Origin of the sequence: Streptomyces sp. NPDC005374 (genome assembly GCF_042872225.1) — a bacterium.
Lineage (GTDB): Bacteria > Actinomycetota > Actinomycetes > Streptomycetales > Streptomycetaceae > Streptomyces.
Map to the genome: position 1 here is coordinate 114734 of NZ_JBIAKA010000009.1, position 12271 is coordinate 127004.

At 66.4% G+C, this 12271-nt stretch carries 8 protein-coding genes; 3 read left to right on the top strand and 5 right to left on the bottom strand.

Going from position 1 to position 12271, the window contains the following annotated elements:
- Positions 1-27: 27 nt before the first annotated feature.
- The 5 genes from ACFYRX_RS23730 to ACFYRX_RS23750 all read right to left on the bottom strand — a co-directional run bounded on the left by ACFYRX_RS23730 (position 28) and on the right by ACFYRX_RS23750 (position 7505).
- Positions 28-4509, bottom strand: a complete 4482-nt coding sequence (locus tag ACFYRX_RS23730; RefSeq protein WP_389103042.1) for a hypothetical protein — start codon at positions 4507-4509, stop codon at positions 28-30.
- Positions 4510-4526: 17 nt separating this feature from the next.
- Entirely contained in the window at positions 4527-5510 is a 984-nt protein-coding gene (locus ACFYRX_RS23735; protein WP_389103045.1) for a hypothetical protein, read from the bottom strand.
- A 259-nt stretch (positions 5511-5769) separates the two neighbouring features.
- Positions 5770-5931 carry a hypothetical protein gene (locus tag ACFYRX_RS23740; RefSeq protein ID WP_389103048.1) on the bottom strand — a complete coding sequence of 54 codons (162 nt, stop codon included), beginning with the start codon at positions 5929-5931 and terminating at the stop codon, positions 5770-5772.
- 29 nt (positions 5932-5960) lie between these two features.
- Complete coding sequence (locus ACFYRX_RS23745) at positions 5961-6977, bottom strand: hypothetical protein (protein WP_389103051.1); 1017 nt, start codon at positions 6975-6977, stop codon at positions 5961-5963.
- Between the two features lie 12 nt (positions 6978-6989).
- The gene (locus tag ACFYRX_RS23750; protein ID WP_389103054.1) at positions 6990-7505 is read right to left on the bottom strand and encodes a hypothetical protein; all 516 of its coding nucleotides are present in this window, start codon (positions 7503-7505) and stop codon (positions 6990-6992) included.
- 499 nt (positions 7506-8004) lie between these two features.
- Here ACFYRX_RS23750 and ACFYRX_RS23755 point away from each other — a divergent pair, with 499 nt between their 5' ends.
- Genes ACFYRX_RS23755 through ACFYRX_RS23765 form a run of 3 tightly spaced genes read left to right on the top strand, consistent with a single transcriptional unit; the run spans position 8005 to position 12235 of the window.
- Positions 8005-8529 carry a DUF2690 domain-containing protein gene (locus tag ACFYRX_RS23755; RefSeq protein WP_389103057.1) on the top strand — a complete coding sequence of 175 codons (525 nt, stop codon included), beginning with the start codon at positions 8005-8007 and terminating at the stop codon, positions 8527-8529.
- Positions 8530-8537: 8 nt separating this feature from the next.
- Complete coding sequence (locus ACFYRX_RS23760) at positions 8538-11537, top strand: hypothetical protein (protein WP_389103060.1); 3000 nt, start codon at positions 8538-8540, stop codon at positions 11535-11537.
- Positions 11537-12235, top strand: a complete 699-nt coding sequence (locus ACFYRX_RS23765) for a hypothetical protein (RefSeq protein WP_389103063.1) — start codon at positions 11537-11539, stop codon at positions 12233-12235. The genes ACFYRX_RS23760 and ACFYRX_RS23765 overlap by 1 nt, the downstream gene beginning before the upstream one ends.
- Positions 12236-12271 lie beyond the last annotated feature (36 nt).

A 12271-nucleotide genomic window follows, 5' to 3' on the forward strand; every position in this document is an offset into this window, starting at 1 on the left:
TTCCGGGGGGCACTTCTCATTGTTCGGTCACGGTGTGGGCGCGGTGAATCCGCCCAGGTCGAGCCAGTAGTCGTCGTCCTCCATCAGGCGTTGTTCCTTGATGAAGTCGCCGAACGGCCGCATCGACTGGGTGTTCTGCCAGTTCGACATCGAGGACCGGCCGCAGGGCTCCTTCCAGGTCGGTGCCGGGGCATCAGGACGCAGGTGCAGCGTCATGGTGTCGTCGGCGTTCCGCCTGACATAGGTCTGCACGCATTCCTTGCCGCTGTACGTGACAGGGTTGGGGCCCGCGGAGTTTCCGGCGCTCTGGAAGGCGTTGGCGAAGGCGAACTCGTCACAGCTCTTCGCGTCGGTACGTGTCGCCCCTGCCTCCAGGGTCCACATGTCACTGAACAGACCGGTGTCCTTGTAGGTCTTCCACTGCCTGCTGCAGATGAGCTGCCGGTTGCGGTCCGACTGAATCTTGCCGGAGCCGTCGACGGACATCTTGTTGCCCAGGTACGTGAGCGGCTTGCCACCGTTGCGGTTGCCCCAGTCGACGTTCGTCTTGCGCCACATCATGTCGACGTGTGCGGCGGCCCCCGGGAACTTCTGGGAGTTCATGACGTACGTCGGGTCGTAGCCGGAGAACACGCAGCCGGTGGCGGCGTTGGGGACTTCGCTGTCGCAGCGGATGTCCAGTTTGGACTTCTCGACTTCGAGCGGATTCGCGATCGGAGTGGCGTTGGCCGTCCCGCCGAAGTACCAGTACGGGGTGATCGTGTTCTTGGTGGCACCACTGGGCGTCCACTTGAACCGCGTGGTGACGGTCCGCTGGATCGTGTCGCCCGTCTTGAAGATCTTCGACCCGTCCCAGGTGACGCTGGAGATGTTGCAGTACCCGCGGCACTTGGCCTGGTAGTCCAGGTTGACGGTGTTCATCACACCGCTCATCGACTTCAGCCGGACCGTGGTGACCTGGGAGAACTCATCACTCGCCGGGTCGAGATAGATCGTGTTGTAGTAGTCGAAGGACGCGTTTCCGTCCGGTGTGTTGTTCGTGTAGTGATTCACCCAGAGCTCGTCGTGGAGACAGCTGTTGGTGCGCTTGCGGGTGATGGAAAGGGCCACCGTCGAGCACGACGCGGTGCTCATGGTCGTCGCCGTCGGCGCCGCCGCGGCGGCGCCGGCCGAGAACCCGCTGACCGTGGGGAAGAGGCCGTCGCTGATGTCGTCGCCGGGCTCGACCGGCGCCGGGTCCGGTGCGGTGGGGTTGACCGTCATACTGCCCGTGATCTTCTGGCCGTTGTACGTTCCCGGGACGAACGCCAGCGCGTCGAAGGCGATGTCCGCGCTCCCGCTGCCGCCGTTGAAGTTGTCGAGCCGCACCTCGGGGATCTGGTCACCGAAGTCGTAGGCGCCCAGGTCCACCCACTTGTTGGACTCGTTCGCCGTCTGCGAGAGGGCCACTTCCTCCTCCCCCTCAGGGGTCTGGACCCGGTAGACGGCGTTGGAGGTCTGCGCCCCGTGGTCGGGGATGTGAGCGAAGACCTTCGCCTGGCGCGTGGTGTTGGTCAGCGGGGCGTTCAGCTTCCACGTGCCGGTGACCTTCATCCGGTCGGCGTCGGCCGTGGAGGACTCCGGCGATCGGGTGTGCGCGAACCAGAAGTGGTTGCCGTAGCCCGCGCCGATCTGGTGCGTGTCGATCTTCCCCGGATACGTGGTGACGGTCGTCGGGTTGTCCGTGCCGTCGTTGGTGAGATCCATCTGGGTGTCCCACGGAACGTACGTGAAGCCGAACGTGCCGCTGGAACTCACCGCCCCGCATCCGCGGTTGGTGCTGACTCCCGCGGGTGTGGTGCCGTTCGGAAGGTCGTCGACCACCAGGGCGTTGGTGGGCAGGGTGCCGATGGAGCAGTTCGGCGGGTACGAGCCGGCATCCGCCTGCTCGCCGTAGGAGGTACTGAAGCGGTGCACACCGTTGCCGCACTCGGCGAGCCGTTCACAGTCCTTCCACTGCTCCTTGGTGACCTTCTCGTGCCACCAGCAGTGGAGCCAGTGCGCGTTGGTGTCGCTGTCACCCGAGTCGAGGGTGCAGGCGCCCAGGCCCTGGTCGTTGGAGTCGTTGTCGCCGATCTTGGACGGGTTGCAGTAGTTCGACGCGTTACAGAAGAGATCGACGGGCGGCTTGGCGTTGGCGCGGTCCTCGTTGGTGGTCCACCACGCGGGACGGTAGCCCGCCTGGAAGTCTCCGGGCGCGAACATCGCCGAGATCGGGCGGGCCGCCCAGCCGATCACCTTCTCCTGGTACGGCCAGTCCTGCGGGTGTGCGGCATGGCTGTAGTCGTCACCGGCGGAGTTGGACGCGCTCTGCAGGAACGGAACGCGGTTGGCCTTCCACAGCGGGTTGGCCGGGTTGTTGGTCCAGCCGACGCCCCAGTGGCCCTGTGAGTCGGCGGTGTCGTAGAAGCCGGAGTTGTACGCCCACAGGGCGAAGAACCAGTTCTCGATCCACTTGGGGTGGCCGCCGTTGATCGTCATGCCGGCGTTGTAGGTCTGGTTCCACTTCTCCGACAGGATCCGCACACCGGCGGCGATGTTCGCCGTGTAGTCCAGGGCGACGGCTTCCTGCGCGAGGGCCGGCAGGGCGGTCTCGCCCGGCTTGGTCCTGCCCGCGAGGCGCATACCGTCGGTGGCCTGGGTGATGCCGTAACCGCAGTCGGCGTCCGCCCAGTTGATCCGCCACGGGTCGAGTTGCTCACCGTCGGCGGCGAAGTCGACGCCGTAGTAGTTGCCGATCAGGGAGTTGGCGGTGACACCGGGTACGGCAAAGCGGGCGGCCTGCCACATGTTGGACTCCTGCGCGGTGATGCCGAGCATCACCTGCGCGGGAATGTGCCACTTGTCGGTGACGTCGGGGTCCTCGTTGTCGAGGGTGCCGTTGGGGTCGCCGGCGAGCACGGTCGGCGGGAAGAGGCCCTGAGGCTGGTAGCCACCGGTCCCGGTGTTCTTCCAGTTCCCCTCGCGGTAGAAGTCCAGCTCGCCGACGACGGCCTGGTCCACGGCCCACTCGACCTGGCGCGGGGTGGGCTGGAAGGCCTGCTTCTTCGCGTCGTTGCGGGCCACTGCGCAGTAGCGTTCCCCGGTGCCTTCGCTGGGGTTGTCGGCCTGTGCGGTGAGGGCCTGGGTGCTGACGGTCTGCGTGGACAGGCCGGCTTCGCTCTGCTCGGCCGTGTCCGGGCCGGACTCGACCGGGCCGCCGGTGGGCAGGGCGGGCGACAGGTCACGCCCCTGGGCCTCGTCGCCCACGCGGTGGGCACCGGGACGCAGATCGAGGGTCACGGATTTGCCGGACCCGAGCATGCGCAGGACGGTACGCGCGGGGCGGGGTGTGGCGGCGTCCTCCGGGTTGACCAGGGTGGTCTTCCCGTCGGACCACGTGGTGGTCAGGGCTGTCCGGGCGTGACTGGAGATCGCCGCGCCTTTGGGGAGTTCGCCGGGGTTGTGCACCCGCTTGGGCAACGTTCCGGACGTGGCGGCACCGGTGACGAACACCTCGCCGCGTGCCGAACGGGTCAGGTCCCAGGCTTCGAGCTTGCCGGACACGACGGTGACGGGCTCGGTCTTGCGGCCCTTCTCGACCTTGGCGCGGTCGAGGTGCTTGGCCCAACTGGTCGGCGCCTTGGACGCCTTCTTGTCCAGCTCGCGGTCGATGAAGGTGATGCCGCCGTCGGCGTCGGCGGTGATCTCGAACGGCACCGTCGTGGTGGACGCCAGGGTCTTCTCGGCCGTGCCGTCGATCCGTACCAGCTTGTTGCCGTGCGCGGCGACGATGCCCGCGTCCGTGGGGATGGCCGAGGTGACCGTGCCGGCGAGCGTGACCGGCTTGGACTCCTTGCCGGTTGCCGCGTCGACGGTGATCAAGCGGGTCTGCTGCTTCTTGTCACCGTCGTGGCTGAGCTGAGTGAACACCGCCTTGTCACCCTGGCCGCAGCCGGGTGAGAAGTAGGCGAGCGAGGACTGGAACGGCAGCTTGTCGACCTTGCCCGACTGGAGATCGACCACTGCGGTGAATGCGCCGCGCACCATCAGCTCGGGCTTGTTGGTGAACATGCGCGGCGCGTACGAGACGGCCGCGTACCTGCCCGACCCGGTGACGCAGTGGTTGCCGATCCAGGTGTCCGAGGCGAACCCATCCTCGAACAGGCTGGCTATCGTGCGCAGTTGATAGCCGTCCTTCTCCTTGCCCGCAAGGAGGTGGAAGCCGGTGCCGTCGCCGGTCGTGGTCACGGCGGTGTCGGCGGATTCCGCGTAGTCCTTGCCGAGCAGGCCGGCGCGGTCCTTCGCGGGGATCGCGGAAGGCTTCAGGGAGAGCTTCTTCTGCTCCTGCGCGGCATCACTCCAGCCCTGCGCCGCGCCCTTCGGCGGTTCTGGTTCCCCGGCCTGCGCGGGCAGGCTCAGCGGTATCGCCAGCGCGGTGGCCACCGCGAGGGTGAGCGGCACCCGCAGGCGCATACGTCTGTGTCTCAACTTCGTTCCCCCTTCGATCACTTGACAGCCTTGGCGGCTGCAAGGGCTTTGCTCATGCGCGTCTTGACCGCGGTGAGCTGGGCCTTGTTCTCCTCGATCAGCCGCTTCTGGACGGCCGACTCCTCCTTGAACCAGACCTCGACCAGACGGGTCTGCTCCTTGCAGTCGATGTCGTCCAGCGCGAGCTCGATCGCGTCCTGGGTGGTGCCGTCGCCGTTGGCGTAGCCCTGCTCCATGGCCCTGTACGGGTCCGCGGCGGACCGTCCCTGCTTCTTCATGCAGGCCGACCAGTCCTTGATGGCCTTCTCGACCGGCTCGCGCGACCGGGACTCGGAGAGGCTTGTCGAGGCGAGCTGTGCGACAGAGCCCGCATCCGACTCGTTCAGCTTGATCTGCCGCTTCGACCACCCGGCGCAGCCGCCCTCGTGCAGCTTCTTGCCCTGGTACTCGGCGCGGGCGGGTTCGGAGTCCCCACCGGTGAAGTACGGCCCGTCCCCCTCGGCACCTTCGGGCGGAAGGAACTCGGGCTTCGTACGCCCGGTCAGCACCTCGGCCTCCACACCCGAAAGCCCCTTGTCGACCGCTTCGGTGCCCCGGGTCAGCTCCTTCGGCATCCCGTACCCGTACTTCTCCGCCCGGGTGCGGTCGGTGATGCCGTAACGGGCCTCTATCGACATGGCGTTGCTGTACGGCGGCGGGTTCATGCCGGGGCGCGGCAGGTCGACAGTGAGCCGGTACTCGGCCATGCACCGCGTCTGGAGGGTGCGCAGCGCGGTGTCCACGGCGACCTGATCCGCGTACGAGGACATATAGGTCTCGAGCGGCAGCTCCAGGCCTTTGGCCAGTCCTGAAGCAGGGGTCTCCGCAGGCCAGTTGCTCCGGTCGACCGGGGTGTGGTCCTTCGCCGGGCCGGAGTCCGATCCGGACGACGAGCATGCACCGAGGGATATTGCCGCGAGCATGACAGCTGCTGCGGTGGTCGTCGGCTTGAAGACGTGCACGGGCTTTCCTTGTCTGCATGAAGTGCCGGGGAGAATGCCGTCGTTGTTCAGCTGGTCAGCGGGCGTCGAAGACGGCCCGGACGATGTCACCCGGGCTTGCGACGCCCCGACCGTTGTCCGTTGCCGCGGCGGTGACGGCGAGGCCTCCGCTGACTGAGGTCAACCACGCGTGATCTGCCCGCCCGGTGCCCCGCTCCGGGATGCCGTACAGGGTGTGAGCACCGGTGTCGTGGGATGCGTCGCGGAAGTGTTCCGTTTTTCAGTCCCGGTCGACGAGGGGAGCGAACTCGTCGACGTAGATCTTCGGAACCTGCGGAACCGGACCCATGTCTCCCGAGCCGATCACCGCGGCTTCCCGGTCCTCGATCCTGGCGCGCACACCGCTGCCACCCGCCGCCGTCAGGCACAGTGCCCGGACCATCCACCGTCCGGTCACTCCAGTGCCAGCCTTCACCGGGCGGAAGCCGTCAACTGCCTGCGCGCGGCACCGACTTCCTTGCCGTGCTGATCCTTGATGCCGGTCAATGGGCTCTTGTTGTCGACGATCTGCTGGTTCTGGATCGCGGACTCCACACCGAACCAGATCTTCACCAGATCGGTCTGCTCCTTGCAGTCGATGTCGTCGACCGCCAGCGCGATGGACTCCTGCGACGGCTCCCCATCACTGGTGACACCCTGGTCCATCGCCTTGTACGGATCGGCAAGTCCCGCATGTCCCTTGCCGTCCATGCACGCGGACCACGCGGCGATGACCTTGATGACCTTGTCGTCCTTCAGCGACCGCACCAGGCTGTCCCCGGCGAGCTCCGCCACGAAGGTCGGGTCGACTTCCTTCACACCGAGTTGGTCCTTGGACCAGCCGATGCAGCCGCCCGACTTCAGCTTCTTCCCGTTGTACTCCGCCCGAGCGGGCTCGATGCCCTGGTTCGGGACGGCGACCGGCTCTCCCGCCTCGACCGCGTTGGGCGCCTTGGGCGGTTCGGGCTTGGTATGGCCGGTCAGGACCTCGACCTCGACACCGGACAGATCACGCATGGTCTGCTCGGTGTGCTCCCGCAGCGCCGGCGGGAGCTCGTAGCCGTACTTCTCGGCCTCGGCCCGGTCGGTGATGCCGTAACGGCGTTCGATGTTGGCGTCGTTGTCACTGGGCGGCGGGTTGGCGCCCGCCCGCGGCAGCGTCAGGTCGATGCCGTAGTCCTTCATGCAGGACTGCTGGAGATCGTCGGCGGCCTGCTCGACGGTGACCTGGTCCTCGTAGGAGGCCATGTACGCCTCCAGCGGAAGGGTCAGATCCTTGGCCGGACCGCTGGTGGGTATCTTCTCGGGCCAGTTCTCCTTGTTCACGATCGGTCTGTCGTCAGCCGCGTTCGTCGTGGTCTCCGGAGTCGTGCCCGGGGAGCAAGCACTGGCCAGGAGAGCTGAAGCGGTCAGGGCCACTGCGGCGGCGGTCCGCTTGATGTGCTTCACGGGGGTTCCTTCTCAAGCGAAGTGGGAGGAGGCGTTCTCGTTCTTCAGGGCGGAGATCAGGTTGGTGATGTTGCAGTCGCCGTAGGGGCCGTTCTTCGCGAAGTACTGAGCGGTGCCGCCGTAGCCGGAGCTGTAGTACACGCGGTAGTTGTCGTCCCGGGCGCAGTTCTCCACGGACGCCGCGTTGTTCTTCATGTACTGGCCGTTGCCGTTGCCGCCGTTGCCGAAGACGTACCGGTACGTCGTCAGCGACGATCCCTCGTACTGGCTCGTACCCCAGTGGTCGTACACGTTGCCGTAGTACATCGTGAACGCCGACTTGTAGTAGCCGTCCTGGATGGCAAGGTCCTTCGAGTTGTAGAACAGCCGCAGATCACCGTACGAGCACTCGATCCACGGAACGTCACAGTTGTCCGTGACCTTGTACTCCGCCGCATGTGCCGGGCCGGCGGTGGCCATCACAGCCGCGACCGCCGCGAAGGATGTGGCGCAGGCGGCCAGCTTCTTCTTGATGCGGGTACTCCTCATCACATCTCCATCGATAGGTGATTCACAGAGAAGATCTTTACCATCCGATTACTGTCATGACCATGAAGTTATTTGATCGTGACCTGCCCGAGCTCGGCACGGGCGACCGAAGCACCTGGGACGCGGGGCCAGTTGACGGGCAGTCAGATGGGTCGCACGAGGGGGCCCAGGCGATGCCTGCCCAGCGATCCGGTCCCCGCCGGTCGAAGCCGTTCCCGCGCGTCGCATGCTCATCCGGTGGCGGCATCGGCCACGAGATCCACCGCCCCCTGCGCGATCGCATGAGCAATCCATTGCTTCCCGCAAACTGTTCGCGGACGAGTTGATGAACCCGCTGCCGGCCGGGGTGTCGTTGTGAGATCTTGATGGACAGCCGGTGGACACCATGCCCACTTGTGTCATGTCTCGGACAATTCGGTGTCGTACCGGCGGACAGGCGGCAAGGAGTGCTGCTCGCGATGCGGCACCGAGAAGTGCAGAGAGATCCGAGGTGATGTGCGTGCACGGCATACGCAGATGGGGGCCGGCGACGGTCGCCCTGACGCTGCTGGCCGGGGCTTTCCAGGGAATTCAGGCGTCCCCGGCAGCCGCGGTCGACTGCTTTCGGGACACCTGTGCGGGCAAGGACCCCATCCAGATGGGGTGTGACAACGATGCCGAGATTCTTCAGCAGGTGACGGAGCCGGACGCGTCGGTCGCGGTGCGGCTGATGTGGTCGCCGCTGTGCCAGGGGGTGTGGGCGAAGATCTCACGCGATCTCGACACGTCCCCCGACTACGTGTACGGGACGCTGTGGACGACTCGTGATCCCTCCGGCGGCATTCAGGACGACGACACGACAGGTCTTCTCGCCGACGGTGTGGCAGGCGCCTACACCAAGATGCAGAACTGGAAGAACACGACGGCCAAGGCGTGCTGGAACGACATCGACGCTCAGTACGACCCCGCGCCACTGCGGTACATCGTGAACAACCACGACGCGAGCCTCGCGCTTCAGCACGGCTCGTGCACGGACTGGCTGTAGGGGGAAAGATGCCCAGAAGACGTCTCAGGAGATACTTCTCCACGAACCCGCTGATAGCCCTGAGCGTGGTGGCGGCATCCGCGACCTTAGTCCCACTGGCTTCCCCGGACACCCCGGTGAAGACGGCCGCCACCGCCGCGGACGGCACGGCGCCCCGCTTGTTCTCCGCACCCGGTAAAGAGCTCGGGTCGGGCTACGCCTCGTCGTCGGACGCGATCGTGCAGGCCACCGGCGACGCCGAAGGACTGCACATCCTCGCGGCGAGGGAGAGTGACGGGTTCTCCTTCTACGAGATCGCACGCCTCAGCCGTACGGAACTGTCCGAAGTCGGCCCGTGGACGGGCTATGTCTGCACCACGGGATCAGGGAACTACGCGGCAGCGGTCTACGCCCCGTCGGCCTGGTCCAACGAGCCCGGCGCGTACGAGAGGGGCGCGTTCGCCGCGGTCATCCGTCTCTCCGACGGCAAGGTCACCGAGGTTCCCGACCGGGTGCAGCTGGCGTACTTCACGCCGGGCTGCGGAACGGGCGACGAGGTGGCGTTCACCTCCAGCTCGGCCACCGACAGATCGGTCGGCTCGACGACGGTGATATCGGTCGACGCGGCCGACGGATCAGTGTCCTCCCGCCGCACGGTCAACGGCTACCTCACGCACGTCACGCCCACCCAGAAGGGCACCGTCGGCGTGCTCGGCGGAAACCTCGTCGATCTGAAGGGCGAAGGCAAGAAGCTGTCCGCCCGCAAGCTCGCCACGGTGCCGGGCCCGATGTTCGCACTGACCGCCTCGAAGAACGGTGCCGTCGACGTCGGCACGGTCGACGGCGAGAGCAGCGTCATCTCCCGTTTCGACGGCAAGGACTTCACCGAACTGGGCCGCGCCCCGAAGGGTGAGGTCAAACTCCTCCCCGTGGCCGGCGGCGCCGCGGTCGTCGGCGATGTGAAGGACATCGACACCAGCAAGGCGCCGGGGCTCGCCAAGCACATGGTGGACGGCCGTGTGGCCGGGATCTCCCGGCAGGGTCACCTGGTGACCAACTCGGTGTTCTCCGAGCAGATGAAGGGCATCACCACCGGCATCGGCTCGTCCTCGAACAAGGGTGTCGGATCGCTGACCGTCAAGGCGACCGCGCTCAAGACCGGGGCGAAAGCCACCACACTCGTCGACGCCGACCGCGAGCGGCCGAAACCGGATTCCTCACTGCCGATGGACCCGGCCGCGTTCACCGCGGACGCCCCCGATGACACGGACCCTCTCACCTGCGGTGAGGGCGGGCCGGAATCGCAGTGCCTGTCCGGATCCGGTGCGGCCGTCCACGGCAAGATCGCGGAAATGGAAACCCCCTGCATCGTCAAGCGCAACGACCCCAAGCGCCAGGCGCTCCAGGCCAGCGCGAACATGGTCGAATGGGCGGTCGACCAGGCTGTGCACGGGGATCTGACGGTGTCCCGTCCGGCGGACTGGCACGACACCGGCCTCGGCTCCTACACCCCGCAGGGCCTCTTCCCCAAGCCGTCACTGACCGGCGGAGGTGAGATTCCCGCACAGGTCATGCTGGGCGTCCTCGCCCAGGAGTCCAACTTCAAGCAGGCTTCCTGGCACTCCGTGAACGGCGACTCGGGCAACGTCACCAAGTCCGACTGGTACGGCAACGCCAACGGCATCCACGACTACCCCATCCGCGGCGACGCCGACTGCGGCTACGGCATCGCCCAGGTGACCACCGGCATGTCCGAGTTCGACACCCAGCAACTCGACACCTTGCGCGCCGGCGCCGTCACCACCGACTACGCGGCGAACATCGCCGCCGGTCTGAGCATCCTGGCCGAGAAATGGAACCAGCTCAAGGCGCTGGGCATGAACGCCAACGGCGGTAGCCCGGCCTACATCGAGAACTGGTACATGGCGCTGTGGGGCTACAACTCCGGCGTCTACACCTCCGGTTCCGTCGGCCTCGGCTACTTCAACAACCCGATCAAGCCGAACTACCCGGCCGACCGGCAGCCGTTCCTGCGCGACAGCTACGACGACGCCTCCCACCCCGGTGACTGGACCTACCAGGAAAAGATCCTGGGCTGGGCCGAAGTCCCGCAGATGACCTGGGACGGCGTGGCCTCGTACGTCAAGCCGGACATGCCGTTCGACGTCATCACGGCCGCCCCGCTCGACGCGTTCTGCGCGCCCTCCGTCAATGCGTGCGACCCGGACGCGGCCGACCCGTGCCCGAGCTGGGACGCGTCGTGCTACTGGGACGGCAGCGTGAACTGGATGGGGTCGCAGAGTCCCGCCAACTCCAGCACGGAGACGCTCAGATACACGCTCGGCTCGGGAGAGCCCGAGCTCCAGAGCAAGTACGGTCATGGCCCGTGCATCGACCACCCGAGCGTCTACACCAACGCCATCATCGTCGATGACCTCGGTCAGCACGAGAACACCTATGACTGTGCGGACATCGAGGGAGCCTACGACGGCAAGTTCACCCTCCAGACCGGTGACAACATCACCATGCAGAGGGACGACGGCACCTTCCGCGCGACCCCCTACATCGCTCCCATCGACCTTCACCAGTTGGGCGCCGGTTACGACCACCACGTCTGGTTCACGCACAGCTACGGGGACACCGACTACTTCCACAAGATCACCGGTCGGTGGGAGGTCAACCCGGCCAAGCTCCCCTCCGGAGACCAGCCCGGCCAGCGCTACAAGGTCTATGTCCACCTGCCCAGCCATGGAGCGGAAGCGATCGTCCGGTACAACTTCATCCCGGGCGACAACGCGTTCGGCGCCCAGCCCGACTACTGCCGGGTCAACCAGGCAACCCGCAGCAACGGTCAGGAGACCTGGTTCGAGATGGGCACCTTCAGCTTCTGGAAGGGCGGCCGGATCGAGGCGGACAACCTCCACGACGCCGGCACCGGGGACGACAACGTGGTGTTCGACGCGATCGCCTTCGTCCCGTTCAGCTCCGCCGATCCCGGAGCCTGCGCCCTGGTCGACGGTGGGCCGTGATGCGCGCTGCCCTCCGCGTTCCCGCCGTGCTGATGACCGTCGTCATCGGCACGGCGGGAGCCGTCTCCTGCAGCCGGAGCGACTCCGGCACAGCGGCACCCGACCGTACGAAAGCCTCAGCGCCCCATCCTGAGCCGTCCAGAGCGCGGACCGCGCCGCGTGCCGCCGATCTGCCGAAGCACGCGGTGACCAGCGACAAGCGGCCCACCTTCGGCGCGGCGGACACCATGGCCGCCGGATACACCGGGAAGGATTTCCTTGCCGGGCTCTCGAAGGACTGGAAGCTCAAGCTGGACAAGCCGGTTGGGCAGGAGATGCCCGATGGAAAAAAGAGAACCTATGTCAACGGGCACGGCGGGGACGGCGGGGACGGGATGACGGTTTCGGCCGGATACATCGACAACGAGAACATGTCATCCCTTCTGTGCAGAACCGGCACGGACCAATCCGATGGTTTCGACTTCCTCGCTGCCTGCACCGGGCTCGACGTGGCGGGAGTCGACCACGGAAAGGCGTCTTCGTGGCTCAAGCAGGCGAAGCAGGAGACCGATTCCCTCTATGCGGAGAAGATCGCCGAGACGGGAAACAAAAAGGAGTACGTTGTCAGCGGGGTTTTCACCTCGGGGCCGGTGGTGATGATTCTGCACCGGGCGTATGACAAGTACTCGCTGAGGATCCTCGGCGGCGCGGTGGCGTAGGACCGTAGTTGCCGCAGTAGAGCGAAGGTCCTGCCT

Coding starts and splice junctions, on each gene's coding strand:
- ACFYRX_RS23740 (WP_389103048.1), bottom strand. CDS start 5,931: ATGGTCCGGGCACTGTGCCTGACGGCGGCGGGTGGCAGCGGTGTGCGC.
- ACFYRX_RS23750 (WP_389103054.1), bottom strand. CDS start 7,505: ATGAGGAGTACCCGCATCAAGAAGAAGCTGGCCGCCTGCGCCACATCC.
- ACFYRX_RS23760 (WP_389103060.1), top strand. CDS start 8,538: ATGCCCAGAAGACGTCTCAGGAGATACTTCTCCACGAACCCGCTGATA.
- ACFYRX_RS23765 (WP_389103063.1), top strand. CDS start 11,537: ATGCGCGCTGCCCTCCGCGTTCCCGCCGTGCTGATGACCGTCGTCATC.